The following is a 17,721-nucleotide window of genomic DNA, read 5'->3' as shown; positions in this document are numbered from 1 at the left end:
GCGGCCTGCGGCCAGCCTGACGTCAGCGGCTGATGTTGCGGTGCTTGGTACGCAGCCGGAACGGCATCAGGGCGCTCTCGATCTTCGTGGCCGTCGTCATCTTCGAGGCGCCGTCCCGCCGCTCCTCGAACCGGATCGGCACCTCGAGGATCGTGTGGCCCAGCTTCGTGGCCAGGTAGTGCATCTCCACCTGGAAGCTGTAGCCGTTGGACTGCACCCGCTCCAGGCCGATGTCGCGCAGCGCGTCCGCCCGCCAGATCTTGAAGCCGGCGGTCAGGTCCCGGATCCGCACCCGCAGCAGCGTGTGGACGTAGAGGTTGGCCCAGCCGCTCAGCGCGCGCCGGTACAGCGGCCAGTTCTCGTCCAGCTCGCCGCCCGGCACGTACCGGGAGCCGATGACCACGCCCGCCTGCGTGGAGAGCAGCGCGCCGAGCATGCCCGGCAGCGCCTCCGGTGGGTGCGACAGGTCCGCGTCCATCTGCGCGACGAACTCGGCGCCACCGTCCAGGGCGCGGCTCATGCCGTCGACGTACGCGCGACCCAGCCCCTCCTTGCCGGCCCGGTGGACGACCTCGATCCGGTCCGGGTGCTCGATGGCCAGCTTGTCCGCGACCTCGCCGGTGCCGTCCGGCGAGTTGTCGTCCGCCACGAGGATCCGCAGCCCCGGCAGCGGCAGCGCGAGGAGCCGCTCCACCAGGGCCGGAAGGTTGCCCGCCTCGTTGTAGGTCGGCACCACCACCGTCAGACGTACGTCCCGCCAGGGCGACGGCAGCTGCACGGGTTCAGTCATGTCGGACATCCTCGTTTCGCGGACTTGGTTCCCTGAGAGGGTAGCCAGTTCCCCGTGCGTGTTGTCATTGCTCCCCTGTCCCGGCCGTCACTCGGGACGGCGGGAGCCCCGCCGGACGGGCCGGGGGCGGCTACCCCCGGCGGCGGACGAAGGCACCCAGCACGACGGACAGGCCCGCTGCCGCGAGACCGGAGAGGGCCGGCTTGTGGGTGCCGACCCACAGCGCCGCCGAGCGTCGTCGGGCGCGGTCGCCGAACACCCCCGCCGCACCGTGGTCGCGTTCCTGGTCGCCGGGGCGGTCCAGGTTGTCGCGCCAGGTCGCCGGGTCGATCGGCGTCTCGGTCTGCTGGCTGTCGTACCCGTCCCGGGCCAGCTTCCGGTCCAGCAGGCCGGGAAACAGGACGTTGCCGAGCCGGGCCCGCCACGTCGGGCCACCGACGTTCAGCTCCCGCACCCCGTGGTCGGCGGCCCAGCGGATCGCCCGTGCGGCCACCTCCGGGGCGAAGATCGGCGGAACCGGCTGGGGATGGCGGGGCAGCCGGGTCCGCACCCAGGAGAACTGCGGGGTGTTGATCGCCGGTAGTTGCACCATCGACAGCCGTACGCCCGGGCAGTCGTGCAGCAGTTCGGCCCGCAGCGAGTCGTTGAAGCCCTGGATGGCGTGCTTGCTCGCGCAGTACGCGGACTGCAGCGGAATGCCCCGGTACGCCAGGGCCGACCCGACCTGGACGATCGCGCCGCGCCCGTGGGCCCGCATGTGGCGCAGCGCGGCGAGCGTCCCGTGCACCGTGCCGAGGTAGTTGACCTCGGTGACCCGCTGGAACTCCGCCGCGGTGATCTCCCAGGTCGGCGCGAAGACCGACACCATCGCGTTGTTGACCCACACGTCGATCCGGCCCCAGCGGTGCGCGACGTCGTCCGCCGCCTGCTGGACCGCGCCCGCGTCGGCGACGTCCACCCGGTAGGTGCGCACGTCGGCGGCGCCCCGCTCCCGGCAGTCCCGCTCCGCCGCGGCGAGGCCCGCCTCGCCGCGGGCGAGCAGCGCGAGCCGCCCGCCCCGCTCGGCGTACGCCCGGGCGACCGCCCGGCCGACTCCGGCGCTCGCCCCGGTGACCACGACGGTCTGCGTCACCGGTCGGCCTTCTGGCGGGTGGCGATGTCCGACAGCCGGTTCAGGGTCTCCCTGTTGCGCTGGTGCAGCACCAGGTCGTTGAGCTTGTTGCGGACCCAGCGCAGCGGGCCGGCGGCGAAGTCCTCGCCGATGCGTACGCGGGTGGCGTCGCTGCCCACCGGCTCCAGGGTGAAGACCACGATCGCCTCGCCGGCGGGCCAGAGCCCGGCCCGGAGGATCAGCTTGTGTGGCGGCTCGCAGCCGAGCACGGTCGAGGAGTCCTGGAGCGAGAACGGCCACGGGCCGGCGCGATGGTGCAGTTCGCTTCCCACGGCCGGCCAGCCGTCGTCGACGTCGCGTACGTGCACCGTGCCGACCACCCAGTCGCTGTACGTCCAGCCGTCCGCCAGTACCGCCCACACCCGTTCCGGTGCTGCGTCGATCACTTTCTCCACAACCGCCACTGCGCCCTCGTACCCCCGTGGCGGGCGCTGCTAACGGACGGTGGGTTAGCTTCTCGGGGGCGGCGGGTAACGCCACCGCGGGCCGGCGTGCCGACACCGCCGGCAGCGCGGCACGGCTACCGCCGCGAAGATGATGTTTACTCCCCGGGGCGCCGGGAACCCGCCGGCCGTGCGACAGGTGGAGCCGGATCAGTGCAGGTCAGCCCGGGTCGGTGCCCGTGCTGGCCGGGGTCGCTCCGGTCCGCGTCTGTTCGATGCGGTGTTGCTGGACCGGGACGGGACGTTGGTCGAGGACGTGCCGTACAACGGGGACCCGGAGAAGGTGCGGCCGGTGTCGGGTGCGCGGGCGGCGTTGGACGCGTTGCGGGCGGCGGGTCTGCGGCTGGCGGTGGTGACGAACCAGTCGGGGCTGGCGAAGGGGTTGTTCGACGAGGCGCAGATGCGGGCGGTGCACGCCCGGGTCGAGGAGTTGTTGGGGCCGTTCGACGCGTGGCTGGTGTGTCCGCACGACGACGCTGACGGGTGTGGCTGCCGTAAGCCGGCTGCGGGTCTGGTGCACGCCGCGGCTCGGGAGTTGGGTACGGTGCCGCGGCGGTGTGTGCTGGTCGGTGACATCGGTCGGGACGTGACCGCTGCTCTGGCGGCGGGGGCGCAGGCGGTGCTGGTGCCCACGCCGGTGACCCGCCCCGAGGAGATCGACGCCGCCGGCTGGGTCGCGCCGGATCTCCCCGCCGCGGTCACGGAGATTCTGCGCCGGCAGGCCGCCGTCGTGCCCCGCGAGCCCCGCCGCGCCGGCACGGTGCTGGTCGTGCGGTCCGACTCCGCCGGCGACGTCCTCGTCACCGGACCCGGCATCCGCGCCGTCGCCGCACACGCCGACCGCGTGGTGCTGCTGTGCGGGCCCCGCGGCCGCGCCGCCGCCGACCTGCTACCCGGCGTCGACGCCATCATCGAACACCGCCTGCCCTGGATCGACCCCCACCCCGACCCCGTCGACCCCGACGACATCACCACCCTCACCACCACCCTCGCCGCCGTCGCCGCCGACGAAGCGGTCATCTTCACCAGCTACCACCAGTCACCGCTACCCCTGGCCCTGCTGCTACGCACCATCGGTGTCCACCGGATCTCGGCGATCAGCGACGACTACCCCGGCGCCCTGCTCGACGTGCGCCACCGCGTCCCCACCGGCGTACCCGAACCCGAACGCGCCCTGTCCCTCGCCGCCGCCGCCGGCTACGCCCTGCCCGCCGACGACGAACCCGCCCTCCGGCTGCGGCCGGCGCCGGCGGCGCCGTCGCAGGTCGGCCCGCCGGGCTACGTGGTCCTGCACCCGGGTTCGGCGGCCCAGTCCCGGGGGCTGCCGCCCGAGCTGGCGGCGGGGATCGTCCGGACGCTGACCGCCGCGGGCCACCGGGTGGTGGTGACCGGAGGCGCCGACGAGGCGGAGCTGACCGCGTGGGTGGCCGGGAACGACGCCGTGGACCTCGGTGGCGGGACGGGGCTCGCCGAACTCGCGGCGACCGTTGCCGGTGCCGCCGCCGTGGTGGTGGGCAACACCGGTCCCGCCCACCTCGCCGCCGCCTACGGCGTTCCGGTGGTGAGCCTCTTCGCCCCCACCGTCCCGTTCGGACAGTGGGGGCCGTGGCGGGTGCCGACCGTACGCCTCGGTGACGCCGCCGCCCCCTGCCGGGACACCCGCGCCGCGCGGTGCCCCGTCCCGGGCCATCCCTGCCTGAGCCGGATCACGCCCAGGGAGGTGCTGGACGGGCTGGCGCTGCTGGGCGTGTCCCCGGCGCGGACACCGACGGCGGCGTTGACGCCGGCCGGGCAGGCGGCACCGGAGGTCGCGACGGTCGGCGGGAGCGGCCGATGAACGTCCTCCTCTGGCACGTGCACGGTTCGTGGACCACGTCGTTCGTGCACGGCAAGCACCGGTACCTGGTGCCGGCCACGCCCGACCGCGGCCCGTACGGCCTCGGCCGGGCCCGCACCTACCCCTGGCCGGACACCGCCGTCGAGGTGGCCCCCGACGACCTGCGCACCGCCGAGGTCGACGTCGTGATCCTGCAACGTCCCGAGGAGCTCGACCTGGCCGCCGACTGGCTGGGCCGCCGGCCGGGCCGCGACCTGCCCGCGATCTTCGTCGAGCACAACACCCCGAAGGACGGCGCCGTCCCCGACAGCCGGCACCCGATGGCCGACCGCGACGACCTGCTGATCGCCCACGTCACCGCGTTCAACCAGCTCTTCTGGGACACCGGAAGCACCCGGACGACGGTGGTCGACCACGGCGTCGTGCCACCGGCGGCGGAGTACACCGGCGAGCTGGAGCGGCTCGCCGTGGTCATCAACGAGCCGGTGCGCCGCTGGCGCGTCACCGGCACCGACCTGCTGCCGCGGTTCGCCGAGATCGCCCCGCTGGACGTCTTCGGCATGAAGGTGGCCGGCCTCGCCGACCACCTGGGGCTGCCGGCGGACCGGCTGACCAGCCACGACGACCTGCCCCAGGCCCGGATGCACGCCGAGTTGGGGCGGCGGCGGGCGTACCTGCACCTGTGCCGGTGGACCTCCCTCGGGCTGAGCCTGATCGAGGCGATGACGATCGGCATGCCGGTCGTCGCGCTGGCCACCACGGAGGCGGTGATGGCGGTGCCAGCCGAAGCCGGAGCCCTCTCCACCCGGGTCGACGACCTGCTCGACGCCACTCGACGGCTCATGGCGGACCCGGCGCTGGCGCGCCGGGCGGGCGCCGCGGGCCGCGCGGCCGCGCGGGAGCGGTACGGGCTCGAGCGTTTCCTCGCCGACTGGGACCGGCTGCTGGAGGAGGAAGTATGCGCATCGCGATGATCTCGGAGCACGCGAGCCCGCTCGCCGTCCTCGGCGGCGAGGACGCCGGCGGCCAGAACACGCATGTCGCCGAACTCTCCGCCGCTCTCGCGGCCGCCGGGCACGACGTGCGGGTCTACACCCGCCGGGACGCCGTCGACCTGCCGGTCACCGTCCGCGGTCCGGACGGGTACGAGGTGGTGCACGTCCCCGCCGGCCCGGCCGAGCCGGTCGCCAAGGACGCGCTGCTGCCGCACATGAGGGAGTTCAGCGGGTGGCTGGTCGACCGCTGGCGCGGCGGCGACTGGGTGCCGGAGGTGATCCACGCGCACTTCTGGATGAGCGGACTCGCCGCGCTGGCCGCCGGCCGGCAGATCGGCGTGCCCGTCGTGCAGACGTACCACGCCCTCGGGGTGGTGAAGCGGCGCCACCAGGGGGTGCAGGACACCAGCCCGGCCCGCCGGATCGGCTACGAGCGGGAACTGGGCCGCTCGGTGGACCGGGTCATCGCCCAGTGCCAGGACGAGGTGGGGGAACTGGTCCGGATGGGAGTGCCCCGGTCCCGGATGACCGTCGTCCCGTCCGGGGTCAACCTCGGCACGTTCGCCCCGCTCGGCCCGGCCGCCGAACGGGAGGACGGCCGCGCGCGGATCCTCACCGTCGGCCGGCTGGTCGAGCGGAAGGGCTTCCAGACCGTCATCCGGGCGATGGCGCACGTGCCGGACGCGGAGTGCGTCGTGGTCGGCGGGCCGCCGGCCGGCCTGCTGGAGAGCGACCCGTACGCCCGCCGGCTCCGGGCCCTGGCGCACACCTGCGGCGTGGCCGACCGGGTGAAGCTGGTCGGCGCGGTGCCCCGGGAGGAGATGGGCCGCTGGTACCGGTCCGCCGACGTCCTGGTCGCCGCCCCCTGGTACGAGCCGTTCGGGCTGACCCCGCTGGAGGCCATGGCGTGCGGCGTACCGGTGGTCGGGACGGCGGTGGGCGGGATCAAGGACACGGTGGTCGACGGGGTCACCGGCGACCTGGTGCCGGCGCGCGACCCGCGCGCTCTCGGCACCGCCGTCCAGCGGTTGCTGGACGACCGGATCCGCCGGTTCGCGTACGCGACCGCCGCACGGGAGCGGGCCCGGGAACGGTACTCGTGGGCGGCCACGGCGGAACGGCTGGCGGAGGTCTACGGCGAGGTGGCCGCCGTCGGGCGGGCCAGCCGGGTGGTGGCCGGATGACGGGGCGGTCGCCGCTCGACGTCCACCTGGCGAACCTGGCCGCGGCGCTGCTGCCGTACCGGCGGTGCGAGGCCCTGCTGGCGCGGTGGGGCGAGACGCTCGCCCGCCGGCTCGTGGACGGCGGGCGGCTGCTGGTGGCGGGCAACGGTGGCAGCGCGGCCGAGGCGCAACACCTCACCGCCGAACTCGTCGGCAAACTCCGCGACGACCGCCAACCCCTGTCCGCCATCGCCCTGCACGCCGAGACCAGCGCCGTCACCGCCATCGGCAACGACTACGGCTACGACGAGGTCTTCGCCCGCCAGGTCCGCGCCCACGGCCGCGACGGCGACATCCTCCTGCTCATGTCCACCAGCGGCGCCAGCCCCAACCTCCTGCACGCCGCCCACGCCGCCCACGACACCGGCCTGCGCTGCTGGGCCTTCACCGGCCCGATCCCGAACCCCCTCGCCGACCTCTGCGACGAGACGCTCGCCGTCGACTCCCCGGACGGTCAGGTGGTGCAGGAACTGCACCTGGTCTCCAGCCACGTGCTCTGCGAGTACGTCGAGCGGGCGCTGCCGGCGGCGCTCGCCGCGCCGGCCGGGACGCGGGCGGAGGCGTCGGCCGGCGAGACCGACCCACCGGCCGGGGTGCCGGCGGCGCCGGCGGCCGGCCCGGTGCGGGCCGGGGTCGAGGTGGTGCTGGACGGCGGGCCGTAGGTCCAGGCGCGATGAGGGGGGAAGCGTGAGGGGACCGGTGGTGGTGGTCGGTGACACCCTGCTCGACCGGGACGTGGAAGGGGTGGTGAACCGCCTCTGCCCGGACTCGCCCGTGCCGGTGCTGGACGAGACCGCGTACGCCGACCGGCCGGGCGGCGCCGGCCTGGCCGCGTCGCTCGCGGCGGGGGCGCCGGACACCGAGGTGGTCCTGGTGACCGCCCTCGCCGACGACGCCGGTGGCGCCCGGCTCAGCTCGCTGCTCACCGCGGCCGGCGTCCAGGTGTACGCGCTCGGCCTGGCCGGTGGCACGCCGGAGAAGATCCGACTGCGGGCCCGGGGCCGGGTCCTGCTGCGTCACGACCGGGGCGGCGCTCCCGGGGAGCCCGGTGCGCCGTCCGACGCGGTGCTACGGGTGCTCGCGAACGCCTCGGCGGTGCTGGTGAGCGACTACGGCCGGGGGGTGGCCCGGCAGCCGGCGCTGCGGGCGGCGCTGGCCGCGACGCGGGCCCCCGTGGTCTGGGACCCCCACCCCCGCGGGCCGGCGGCGGTGCCCGGGATCCACCTGGTCACGCCGAACGAGTCCGAGGTCCGCGAGTTGGCCAAGGTGCGGCCCGGCGTGACGCGCCTGGTCACGGCCTCGCGCGGCGCGCAGGGCCTGCGGCGCCGCTGGCGGGCGGGTGCGGTGGCCGTGACGCTGGGCGGCGACGGCGCGTTGCTCTGCCACGCCGGGTCGACGCCGCTCGTGGTGCCCGCGCCGATGACGGCCGACGGGGACACCTGCGGGGCCGGCGACCGGTTCGCGGCCACGGCCACCCTCGCTCTGGCCCGGGGCGCGCTGGTGTCCGAGGCGGTGCAGGAGGCGGTGGCGGAGGCGTCGGCGTACGTCGCGGACGGGGGAGTGGCGTCGGTCCTGCCCCCGCCGGCCCGACTCCTGCCACCCACCGGGTCCGGCGTCGCGGGCGAGCGCATCGGTGTGGTGGCGGCCTCCGCGGTGGTGTCCGAGGTACGCGCGGCCGGCGGCACGGTCGTGGCCACCGGCGGCTGCTTCGATCTCCTGCACGCGGGTCACGTGGCGACGTTGCAGGCCGCCCGGCAACTCGGTGACTGCCTGGTGGTGTGCCTGAACTCCGACGCGAGCGTGGCCGCGCTCAAGGGACCCGAGCGGCCGGTGATGTCCCAGGGCGACCGCAGCCGCCTGCTGGCCGCGCTGAGCTGCGTCGACGCGGTCGTGGTCTTCGACGAGCGGACGCCGCACGCGGCGCTGACCTGGCTCCGGCCGGACGTCTGGGTCAAGGGTGGTGACTACGCCACCGGTGGCGGCGAGCCGGCGTTGCCGGAGGCGGAACTCCTGCGCCGCTGGGGCGGCCACACCGTCGTGGTGCCGTACCTGGACGGGCGCTCGACCACCGAGATGATCGCCGCCGCGCGGGAGCGGACCCCCGGTGCCTCCCGCCTCAGCGACACGGTGCCGGCCGCGGACCGCCTGGGCCGCCCGTCGCCGGGCACGGCGGTGTCCCGCCCGGCGGAGGGGACGCGATGAACACCGGATCCACCGTCCTGGTCACCGGCGGGTCGAGCGGGCTGGGCGCGGCTGTCGTCGTCGCCGTCGCCCGGGCCGGCGGGCGCCCGGTGGTGCTCGACCGGCAGGCCCCGGCCGACGGGGTGCCGTGGGTGGAGTGCGACCTGGCCGACACCCGGGCCGCCGAGGCGGCGACGCGGCAGCTCGCCGAACGCGCCGGTGGGCTGGACGCCGTCGTGACGGCCGCCGGGATGGACGTGCCCGGCCGCCTGGCGGACGTGCCGGGGGAGACCTGGGATCGGATCGTGGCGGTGGACCTGCTCGCGACCGCCGCCGTGATCCGGGCGGCGCTGCCCTTCCTGGAGGCGTCCCGGGGCCGGATCGTCACGGTCGCGTCGACGCTGGGGGTGAAGGCGGTCAGTGACGCCACGGCGTACTGCGCGGCGAAGTTCGGGGTGGTCGGGTTCACCCGCGCCCTGGCCGCGGAGCTGGCCGGCACGGTGGGGGTGACCCTGCTGATCCCGGGTGGCATGCGCACGGCGTTCTTCGACCAGCGGGACGAGCGGTACAAGCCGGGGCCGGAGGCGATCCTCAACGATCCCGCCGACACCGCCGCGGCGGTGCTGTTCGCCCTGTCCCAGCCCGCCGGCTGCGCCGTGCGCGAGATGGTGGTCTGCGCCGAGCAGGAGTCGTCGTACCCGTGATCCTCGTCCTGCGCGCCCTGGGCGTCGGTGACCTCGCCACCGCCGTCCCGGCGCTGCGCGCCCTGCGCCGCGCCCACCCCGACCGGGAACTCGCCCTGGCCGCCCCGGCCTGGCTGGCCCCGCTGGTGAAGCTGATCGGGGGCGTCGACCGCCACGTCGACGCCCCCGGCCTCGGCCCGCTGCCCTGGACCGGCCCCGCCCCCGACCTCGCGGTCAACCTGCACGGGCGCGGCCCCCAGTCGCACCACATGCTCACCGCGACCCGACCCGGCCGGCTGCTCGCCTTCGCCAACCCCGACGCCGGCCACCACGACGGCCCGCCCTGGCGGGCCGACGAGCACGAGGTCGACCGGTGGTGCCGGCTGCTCGCCTGGTACGGCATCCCCACCGACCGCACCGACCTGGCCCTGACCCGGCCACCGCCCGGGACGCTGCCCACCGGGGTGAGCGTGGTGCACCCGGGCTCGAAGATCCCCGCGAAGCGCTGGCCGGCGGAGCGGTTCGCCGCCGTCGCCCGCCACCTCACCGCCACCGGCCACCGGGTCGTCGTCACCGGCAACGCCGCCGAGGCGCCTCTCGCCCGAAAGGTCGCGCGTCTCGCCGGGCTCCCGGAGCGCGCGGTCCTCGCCGGCCGTACCGACCTGCACCACCTCGCCGCCCTCGTCGCCCACGCCCGACTCCTCGTCAGCGGCGACACCGGCATCGCCCACCTCGCCACCGCCTACCACACCCCGTCGGTCCTCCTCTTCGGCCCCGTCCCACCCGCCCAGTGGGGCCCACCACCCGACCGGACCTGCCACCGGGTGCTGTGGGCCGACGGACACGATTGGCCCAGGTGGGACGGGGTAGGAAGCCACCCGACGTTGGCGGCTGTCGGGGTGGGCGACGTGCTGGCCGCCGTGGCCGAGGTGGAACAGGCGGTGCGGACTACCGGTGCGGTTGCGGCGTAGTGATCCGGGCAGGCCGGGGTACGGACGCCGCCGGCGGGGCGAGGGCTGGGTGTTCCTCGACCCGGCGGGCGAGCAGGTCCGTGATCTGGAGCAGGTGGCGCGGCTGCGGGACCTGGTGATTCCGCCGGCCTGGCAGGACGTGTGGATCTCGCCGTACCCGAACGGGCACATCCAGGCCACCGGCATCGACGCCGCCGGCCGCAAGCAGTACCTCTACCACCCGGAGTGGCGGCGCAAGCGCGACGAGGCGAAGTTCGACCACATCCTGGAGGTCGCCCACCGGCTGCCGACGCTCCGCGAGCGCATCGCGAACGACCTCGACGGCCGGGGACTGAACCGGAACCGGGTCCTCGCCACCGTGGCCCGGCTGCTCGACATGGGGATGTTCCGGGTCGGCAACGACCAGTACGCCTCCGGGGACGACCCCACCTTCGGCGTGTCGACCCTGCGCCCGGAGCACGCCCGCTCCCGCCGGGGCTGCGTGGTCTTCGAGTTCCCGGCCAAGGGCGGCATCGAGCAGGTCCGCCGGATCGAGGATCCGGAGTTGTGCCGGGTGCTGACCAACCTGCGTCGCCGTCGCCGCGCCGCCGACCGGCTCTTCGGGTACTGGGACGGCCGGGACTGGCGGGACGTGCGCAGCGACGAGGTCAACGAGTACCTGCGGGACGCCAGCGGCGGCGAGATGACGGCGAAGGACTTTCGTACCTGGCACGCCACCGTGCTGGCGGCCACCGAACTGGCCACCGTGGGCCGGCAGCGGTCGGTCACCGCGCGCCGCAGGGCGGTCGCCGCCGTCATGCGGGAGGTGGCGGAACTGCTCGGCAACACGCCGACGGTGGCACGCACGTCCTACGTGGACCCGCGCGTGGTGGACCTCTACCACGACGGTGTGGTGGCGCCGGTCGATCCGAGGACACCCCGCGAGGAGGCCGAGCGGGCCGTTCTGGAACTGCTGGAGGAAGCCTGACCGGCTCCGCCGGTGGCACCTGGGGATGCCAGCGGCGGAACCGGAATCGGGAGGTGGCTCGGGGTACCGCCGGGCGACCGCCCGCCGCCGTTCGGGCGGCGGGCGCCCCGCCACGGCCCCCGTTCGGCGGGCTGCCCGCGCCGGCATGGCGTCCGGAGGGGGCGGCCGCTTCGGCTTCCCAGTCTGCCCCGGACGGGTTGACCGTGGACGCCGCGCGGTTGACGATCCGTGCCTAGTCCCGGCTGGCTTGTCGCCAGGACTGCGGCGTGATCCCGTACGCTGCCCGGAACATCCGACTGAAGTGGGCCTTGTCGGGAAAACCCCAGCGTGCCGCGATGGTCTGGATGGGCTGGGCACGCAGCGCCGCGTCGGCGAGGTCGTGCCGGCACCGCTCCAACCGCAGGCCACGGATGTACGAGGCGACGGTCGTCTCCTCGGCCTCGAAGAGCCGGTGCAGCGAGCGCAGCGAGATGTGGTGGGCGTCCGCGATGGTCTGCGGGTGCAGCGTGGCGTCGTCCAGGTGCTGCTGGACGTACGCCCGCACCTGCGTGACGAGTGCCCGTCGGCGTACCTCCGAGGGGATCGCGTGCTCCGACACCAGGTGCCGGCCGAGCAGGGTGGTGGCCAGGTCCAGACCGATCGTGCCGAGTCGGGCGGCGTCCGCCGCGTGGTACTGCTCGGGATGGGTGGCGACCTGGGTGAGGAACTGGGCCAGCAGGGCACCCACCCCGGTCCTGCCGGACATTCCGCCGCCGAACAGGGGAGCCAGCCGCTGCGGTGGCAGCGGGAGCGCGGTGTGCGGGATGAGCGCGGCGATGGAGCTTGCCGGCTCCCGGCCGGCGTCGTCGCCGTGGTGGTGCACCTCGTGCGGGCGGGAGCCGTCGTAGAAGGTGAAATCGCCGGCTCGGCCGGTGCTGCACCGGTCGTCCTGTGTCGCGCTGGTGCTGCCCGCGGTGTTCAGGGCGAGCAGGTGGACCTCGGGGTCGGACTGCCGGACGAGTTTCGGGGTGCGGAAGCAGTCCAGCGACGGGTACTGGTAGCGGACCACCTGGATCGGGCCGAGGTCGATGAACTCGGCCCGGGCGGTGAAGTCGTGGGCGTGCGCGGTGTGAATCCGCAGGGGCGCCGCCGTGCGTGCCACCATCTCCAGCCACATCCCGAACCGGTCCGCTGCGGCGACCTGTTCGGTGTCCACGATCACCGGCGTCAGCATCGTCCCTCCCCGTGTCGGCGCCGACCATTGTGTCCGGTCAGTGGGTGGTGTGCCGCCCCGTGGCGGGCACACCGTGCCGGGCCCGGTACGCCCGCGGGCTCATCCCGTACGCGGTCCGGAAGGCGCGACTGAAGTGGGCCGGGTCGGTGAAGCCCCACCGGCGGGCGATCTGGGCCACCGGAAGGTGTCCCAGCAGTGGGGCCAGCAGGTCCCGCCGGCATCCGTCGAGCCGGCGTCGCCGGATCGACTCCGCGACCGTCTCGTCCTCGCCCTCGAAGAGCCGGTGCAGGGAACGCAGGGAGAGGTGGTGGGCGTCGGCGACCATCTGCGGATCCAGGGCCGGGTCGTGCAGGTGGCGGTCGAGGAAGCTCCGGACCTGTGCCAGCAGAGCCTGGCGCCGGACGTCCGCGGGAAGGCCGCCCTCGGCGTCGAGGTGACGGGCGAGCAGCATCGACACCAGGCTGAGCGTGATCTCGGCGAGCTGCGGCGCGTCGGCGGCGGTGAACTGCTCGGGATGCCGGGTGACGTGGTGCAGGTGCTGGGCCAGCAGCGCACCGGGGCCCGTCGTGCCGGGGAGCCGGGCGGCGGTGAGCCGGTCCACCCGGTCGGGATCGAGCGGGAGCCGGGCGCGGGGGATGACGACCGTGACGGACCCGGCCGGCTCCCGCCCGTCGGGCCCCAGGGTGTGGGACAGGTCGTGGGGCCGCCCCCAGTCGACGAGTGTGAAGTCGCGGTTGGGGATGGCGGAGTCGCAGCGGCGCGCGCTGATCGTGCAGGTGCCGGCGAACGGCAGCGCGATCTGGTAGACCTCCGGGTCGCCCTGCCGGATGAGTCTCGGCGTGCGTCGCCCGACCAGCGACTGGTACCGGAAGCGGGTGACCGCGATGTCGCCGAGGCTGATCAGCCGGGCGTGACCGTGGAAGTCGAGCGCGTGGTCGCTGGTGAAGGCCACCGGGGCGGACACCTCGCCCGCCATCGCCACCCAGAGTGGGAACCGGTCCGCCGGCGGTACCCGCGTGGTGTCCATCGTCTCGACCGGCAGCGCCGTCATCACTGATCCCCTCTCCACCTCGGTCGGGTCATTCTGTCCGGCCTCCCGTCGGGGGCTCGGCGTGCCGTTCCCGGTACGCCGCCGGGCTCATGCCGTACGCGCTGCGGAAGGCGCGGCTGAAGTGGGCCGGATCCGTGAACCCCCACCGACGGGCGATCTGTTGCACCCGCAGGTGCCGCTGGACGGGTTCGAGCAGGTCCTTCCGGCAGCGTTCGAGCCGACGACGGCGGATCGACTGCGCCACGGTCTCCTCCTCACCTTCGAAGAGCCGGTGCAGGGTGCGCAGGGAGATGTGGTGCGCCTCGGCCACGGCGCGCGGCGTGAGGTCGGGATCGCCGAGATGCCGGTCCATGAAGGCGTGGATCCGGGCGAACGTCGCCTGCTGCCGTACGTCGACCGGGAGTTGATCCTCCGCGTCGAGGTGGTGCGCGAGCAGCATGGCCACCAGGCTGAGGGTCACCTCGGCCAGCCGGGGCGCGTCCGCGTCGCGGAACTGCTCGGGGTGACGCGTCAGGTGGTTGAGGTGCTGCGCCAGCAGCGCGCCGGGTCCCTCGGTGCCGGACATCCGGGACGCGACGAGCCGGTCGGCCCGGTCGGCAGGTACCGGTAGCAGCGCCCGGGGGAACACGGCGGTGATCGACGATGCCTGCTCCCGCCCGTCCCTGGCGCTGTCGTGCATCAACCGGTGCGGCCGGCTCCAGTCGACGAGGGTGAGGTCCGAGCGGGTCATCGAGGTCTCCCGCCGGCGGGCGCTGATGGCGCTCGCGCCGCTCAGCACCATGGCGACCTGGAAGACCTCCGGATCGGCCTGACGGATGAGTCGGGGGGTGCGCTGCGCGCTCAGCGACTGGTAGCGCAGCCGGCTGAGCTTGACGGTGCCCAGGTCGACGCTTCGGGAGACAGCGCGGAAATCGGTGACGTGTGCGCTGTCGAGGTCCACCCGCGCGGCGGTCCGTTCGGCGATGTCCAGAAAGTACGGCCAACGGTCCGCGGGTGGCACGGCGGTGGTGTCCAGGATTTCGGTGCGCAGGGCGGTCATCGGCGGCTCCGGATCAGGGCGTCCACGCCGTCGAGGATCCGGTTCAGGCCGAACTCCCACTCCGCGTCGAACTCCTCGTCCTCCTCCTGGGCCCATTCGGTGAGCAGTTCCCGGACCGCCGGGAAGGTGCCGGTCCGGGTGAGCAGTTCGAGGTGCTGCCAGTAACGCGTGTTGGCCTCGTCGGGGCCGACCCCGGACCGGGCGGCCGCCTCGGCGAGGTCGACGGTGAGCGTGGCCCAGGTGCGCGCGTACCCGCTGACCAGCAGGACGGTCGACAGGCGCTCGGTCGGGCGCAGGCCGGTGCCGCGGAGCGTGCCGAGGCCCTGCTCCATCCAGTGGACCTGGTTGGGGCGGATCGGCGGGCCGCTGATCGGTACGTGACGCAGCCAGGGGTGGCGGCGGATGGCCGCGACGTTCGCCTCGGCCCACCGGGCGAGCGCGGGCCGCCACCCCTCGTCGGACCCGCGTGGTGGCGGTGGTTCGCCGTACGCCGCGTCGACCATCAGGTCGACCAGGTCGTTCTTGGTCGACACGTACCGGTACAGCGACATCGTGGCGACGCCCAGCTCGCCGGCGACCCGGCTCATCGAGACGGCGGCCAAGCCGTCGGTCTCGGCGACCCGGACGGCGGCGGCCACCACCCGCTCCAGGGTCAGGCTGCGCCGGGGGCCCTTGCCGGGTCGCTCCTGGAGCCCCCAGGCGGCCGCCACGCTGTCGGGCAGGTCGACGTCCGGCTCGCTCATCCTCGCCTCTCGTTCGCTGTTGACCGCCATCCTAGCTTCTGCGTATGGTCTACGCAGTAAAGCGTATGCCATACACAGAACACGGAGGGTGGCAGCCATGGGGGAGTGGACGGGACCGGCGGTGGAAGCCGTCGGCCTGCGGAAGTCCTTCGGGGCGGTGACGGTGCTCGACGGGCTGACCCTGCGAATGGCCCGGGGGAGCGTGCACGCCCTGCTCGGTCCGAACGGCGCGGGGAAGACGACCACCGTGCGGATCCTGGCGACACTGACCGCGCCGGACGGGGGCAGCGTCCGGGTGGACGGGCACGACGTCGTCCGCGAGCGGCGGCGCGTACGCCGGGTGATCAGCCTGGCCGGCCAGCACGCCGCCCTCGACGACGGGCAGACCGGCATGGAGAACCTGGAGATGATGGCGCGCCTCACCAGGCTGCCCCGCGCCGCCGCCCGGCGCCGCGCGACCGCGCTGCTGGAGCGTTTCGACCTGACGGCGGCCGGCGGCCGGCGCGTGGCCACCTACTCCGGCGGGATGCGCCGCCGGCTCGACCTCGCCGCCAGCCTGGTCGGTGAGCCGTCGGTGATCTTCCTGGACGAACCGACCACCGGGCTCGACCCGCGCAGCCGGCAGGCCCTGTGGGAGGTCGTCGGGGAGCTGGCCGCGGGCGGCGTCACCGTGCTGCTCACCACGCAGTACCTGGAGGAGGCCGACCGGCTCGCCGACCGGGTCGCGGTCCTGCACGGGGGGCGGCTGGCGGCCGAGGGGACCGCCGCGGACCTGAAGCGGCGCTTCGGCGCCCACCGGCTGGAGCTCACGATGCGCGACGACGACCGCTTCGCCGCGGCCGTCCGCCGGCTCGGTGACCGGGTGGCCCACGCCGACGGCGCCCGGCGTGAGCTGGCCGTCCCGACCGACGGCAGCGCGCCCCAGGTGCGCGGGCTGCTCGACGAGGTCGACCCCGACCGGCAGGGGGTCGCCCGGTTCCACCTGCGTACGGCAACCCTCGACGACGTCTTCCTCACCCTGACCGGGCAGCCGGCGCCCGCCGACGCGCGGGAGGTGGCCGGTGTCTGAGCTGACCGCCCGACCGGCCGAGCTGTCCGTCCTGGTGGGACGCTGCGTACGGCTGTCCCGTCGCAACGTCGACGCGCTGCTCACGTCGCTGCTGCTGCCGGTGATCCTGATGCTGCTCTTCGTCTACCTCTTCGGGGGCGCGATCGACACCGGTGGCGCGTACGTCACGTACGTCGTCCCCGGCGTGCTGCTGCTGTGCGCCGGGTTCGGTGCGGCGGGCACGGCGGTCAGCGTCACCACCGACCTGACCAACGGGGTGGTCGAGCGGCTCCGCACGATGGACGTCGCGGCCACCGCGATCGTCGGCGGCCACGTCGCGGCGAGCGTCGCCCGCAACATGGTCTCCACCGTGCTGGTGCTGGGTGTCGCCGTGGCGATCGGGTTCCGCCCGGCGGCCGACCCGCTGCGCTGGCTCGCCGCGGCCGGGGTGCTGCTGCTGTTCCTGCTCGCCGTGTCGTGGCTGTCCGCCGCGTTCGGCCTGCTCGCCCGTACCCCCGAGGCGGCCAGCGGCTTCACCTTCCTGGTGATGTTCCTGCCGTACCCCAGCAGCGCGTTCGTGCCGGTGGAGACCATGCCGACCTGGCTGCGCGGGTTCGCCGACCACCAGCCGGTGACCCCGGTCATCGAGACGCTGCGCGCGCTGCTGCTGGCCACCCCCGCGGGCGCGGCGCCGGCCCGAGCGGTGGCCTGGTGCCTCGGCATCCTGGCGGCGTCGATGGTGCTCGCCGCGCTGCTGTTCCGCCGCCGGGTCGCCTGACCGGCCGGCAGCCGACACGAAACGACGGCGGCGGTGGTCCTCGCCGGGACCACCGCCGCCGCCGTCGATCCCGTCAGTCGTTGAGGACCTGGGCGAGCCGGTCCCGGAACCGGCGCTCGGTGTCGCTCACCACGTCCCCGCCGAGGCCCAGGATGCCGCCGCTGGACGCCGCGCCGACGACCTGCTCGGCGATCTCGACCAGCCAGTGCTTGTACGCCCCGGCCTCGCCCTCGTCCACCTTGGCGGCGAGCAGCGCCGCCGCCTCCTTCGCCCGGCCCAGCACGTCCTCCATGAGCGCCCGCGGGTCCGCCGGCTCGATCACCGGCAGTTCCGCGCCGGCCTCCGGATCGCCCACCCGGGATACCACCTCGCCAGCGACCGCGGCGACCAGCGGGCTGGCCGACTCGCGACCGGCGGAGATGGTGTCCATGCCGGCCGCGTTCTCCGCCATCGTGCGCCGGGCGCCGTCGGACTCCGCGGCGCTCGCCGCCGTCAGCACCGACTGCGGCAGGCCGACCAGCAGCCCCCACTCCCCGTCGGTGAAACCGAACCCGGTGTACGCCGGCTGCTCGATCACGGCACCGCTCC

Annotated in this window: 18 protein-coding genes; 10 read left to right on the top strand and 8 right to left on the bottom strand. The window is 74.7% G+C overall.

Going from position 1 to position 17,721, the window contains the following annotated elements; translation table 11 throughout:
• Positions 1 to 22: 22 nt before the first annotated feature.
• From GKC29_RS23330 to GKC29_RS23320, 3 genes are all read right to left on the bottom strand, one after another.
• Positions 23 to 790 (bottom strand): polyprenol monophosphomannose synthase, encoded by a 768-nt coding sequence (locus tag GKC29_RS23330; RefSeq protein WP_155332856.1) that lies wholly within the window; start codon positions 788 to 790, stop codon positions 23 to 25.
• A 130-nt stretch (positions 791 to 920) separates the two neighbouring features.
• The gene (locus GKC29_RS23325) at positions 921 to 1,922 is read right to left on the bottom strand and encodes an SDR family oxidoreductase (RefSeq protein ID WP_155332855.1); all 1,002 of its coding nucleotides are present in this window, start codon (positions 1,920 to 1,922) and stop codon (positions 921 to 923) included.
• Complete coding sequence (locus GKC29_RS23320; RefSeq protein ID WP_370463275.1) at positions 1,919 to 2,347, bottom strand: SRPBCC family protein; 429 nt, start codon at positions 2,345 to 2,347, stop codon at positions 1,919 to 1,921. Before GKC29_RS23320 ends, GKC29_RS23325 begins: the two co-directional genes overlap by 4 nt.
• Before the next feature lie 187 nt (positions 2,348 to 2,534).
• Between GKC29_RS23320 and GKC29_RS23315 the strand changes: the two genes are divergently transcribed.
• From GKC29_RS23315 to GKC29_RS23280, 8 genes are read left to right on the top strand one after another with little or no spacing between them, the layout of a single operon-like run.
• Positions 2,535 to 4,241 carry an HAD-IIIA family hydrolase gene (locus GKC29_RS23315; RefSeq protein WP_155332853.1) on the top strand — a complete coding sequence of 569 codons (1,707 nt, stop codon included), beginning with the start codon at positions 2,535 to 2,537 and terminating at the stop codon, positions 4,239 to 4,241.
• A complete protein-coding gene (locus GKC29_RS23310) occupies positions 4,238 to 5,215 on the top strand; it encodes a glycosyltransferase (protein ID WP_155332852.1) in 978 nt (325 codons plus the stop codon). The genes GKC29_RS23315 and GKC29_RS23310 overlap by 4 nt, the downstream gene beginning before the upstream one ends.
• On the top strand, positions 5,200 to 6,420 hold the full coding sequence (locus tag GKC29_RS23305; RefSeq protein WP_155332851.1) for a glycosyltransferase: 1,221 nt from the start codon (positions 5,200 to 5,202) through the stop codon (positions 6,418 to 6,420). The genes GKC29_RS23310 and GKC29_RS23305 overlap by 16 nt, the downstream gene beginning before the upstream one ends.
• Positions 6,417 to 7,121, top strand: coding sequence for an SIS domain-containing protein (locus tag GKC29_RS23300; protein WP_155332850.1), 705 nt, complete (start codon positions 6,417 to 6,419; stop codon positions 7,119 to 7,121). The genes GKC29_RS23305 and GKC29_RS23300 overlap by 4 nt, the downstream gene beginning before the upstream one ends.
• A 25-nt stretch (positions 7,122 to 7,146) precedes the next feature.
• A complete protein-coding gene (locus tag GKC29_RS23295) occupies positions 7,147 to 8,661 on the top strand; it encodes a PfkB family carbohydrate kinase (protein WP_155332849.1) in 1,515 nt (504 codons plus the stop codon).
• On the top strand, positions 8,658 to 9,344 hold the full coding sequence (locus GKC29_RS23290; RefSeq protein WP_155332848.1) for an SDR family oxidoreductase: 687 nt from the start codon (positions 8,658 to 8,660) through the stop codon (positions 9,342 to 9,344). The genes GKC29_RS23295 and GKC29_RS23290 overlap by 4 nt, the downstream gene beginning before the upstream one ends.
• The gene (locus GKC29_RS23285) at positions 9,341 to 10,294 is read left to right on the top strand and encodes a glycosyltransferase family 9 protein (protein WP_155332847.1); all 954 of its coding nucleotides are present in this window, start codon (positions 9,341 to 9,343) and stop codon (positions 10,292 to 10,294) included. The genes GKC29_RS23290 and GKC29_RS23285 overlap by 4 nt, the downstream gene beginning before the upstream one ends.
• Positions 10,278 to 11,261, top strand: coding sequence for a DNA topoisomerase IB (locus GKC29_RS23280; RefSeq protein ID WP_155332846.1), 984 nt, complete (start codon positions 10,278 to 10,280; stop codon positions 11,259 to 11,261). The genes GKC29_RS23285 and GKC29_RS23280 overlap by 17 nt, the downstream gene beginning before the upstream one ends.
• 232 nt (positions 11,262 to 11,493) lie before the next feature.
• Here the strand turns inward: GKC29_RS23280 and GKC29_RS23275 are convergent, their stop codons facing one another.
• The 4 genes from GKC29_RS23275 to GKC29_RS23260 are packed head-to-tail and all read right to left on the bottom strand — an operon-like array spanning position 11,494 to position 15,307.
• Entirely contained in the window at positions 11,494 to 12,474 is a 981-nt protein-coding gene (locus GKC29_RS23275; RefSeq protein ID WP_155332845.1) for a helix-turn-helix domain-containing protein, read from the bottom strand.
• Positions 12,475 to 12,511: 37 nt separating this feature from the next.
• Positions 12,512 to 13,525: a helix-turn-helix domain-containing protein gene (locus GKC29_RS30360; protein ID WP_155332844.1), complete on the bottom strand. Its 1,014-nt coding sequence runs from the start codon at positions 13,523 to 13,525 to the stop codon at positions 12,512 to 12,514.
• A gap of 28 nt (positions 13,526 to 13,553) precedes the next feature.
• Positions 13,554 to 14,564 carry a helix-turn-helix domain-containing protein gene (locus GKC29_RS23265; protein WP_196255696.1) on the bottom strand — a complete coding sequence of 337 codons (1,011 nt, stop codon included), beginning with the start codon at positions 14,562 to 14,564 and terminating at the stop codon, positions 13,554 to 13,556.
• Positions 14,561 to 15,307 (bottom strand): TetR/AcrR family transcriptional regulator, encoded by a 747-nt coding sequence (locus GKC29_RS23260; protein WP_155332842.1) that lies wholly within the window; start codon positions 15,305 to 15,307, stop codon positions 14,561 to 14,563. The genes GKC29_RS23265 and GKC29_RS23260 overlap by 4 nt, the downstream gene beginning before the upstream one ends.
• 97 nt (positions 15,308 to 15,404) lie before the next feature.
• On the opposite strand from GKC29_RS23260, the gene GKC29_RS23255 reads away from it, so the two are divergent.
• Both GKC29_RS23255 and GKC29_RS23250 read left to right on the top strand, forming a co-directional pair.
• Entirely contained in the window at positions 15,405 to 16,376 is a 972-nt protein-coding gene (locus tag GKC29_RS23255) for an ATP-binding cassette domain-containing protein (RefSeq protein WP_155332841.1), read from the top strand.
• Positions 16,369 to 17,133, top strand: a complete 765-nt coding sequence (locus tag GKC29_RS23250; RefSeq protein ID WP_155332840.1) for an ABC transporter permease — start codon at positions 16,369 to 16,371, stop codon at positions 17,131 to 17,133. Before GKC29_RS23255 ends, GKC29_RS23250 begins: the two co-directional genes overlap by 8 nt.
• 73 nt (positions 17,134 to 17,206) lie before the next feature.
• On the opposite strand, the gene GKC29_RS23245 is transcribed toward GKC29_RS23250, so the two are convergent.
• Positions 17,207 to 17,710 carry a hypothetical protein gene (locus GKC29_RS23245; RefSeq protein ID WP_155332839.1) on the bottom strand — a complete coding sequence of 168 codons (504 nt, stop codon included), beginning with the start codon at positions 17,708 to 17,710 and terminating at the stop codon, positions 17,207 to 17,209.
• Positions 17,711 to 17,721 lie beyond the last annotated feature (11 nt).

Origin of the sequence: Micromonospora sp. WMMC415, assembly GCF_009707425.1 — a bacterium.
Lineage (GTDB): Bacteria > Actinomycetota > Actinomycetes > Mycobacteriales > Micromonosporaceae > Micromonospora.
The sequence above is the reverse complement of the archived record's forward strand: the minus strand, read 5'-3'. Positions and strand labels throughout refer to the sequence as shown.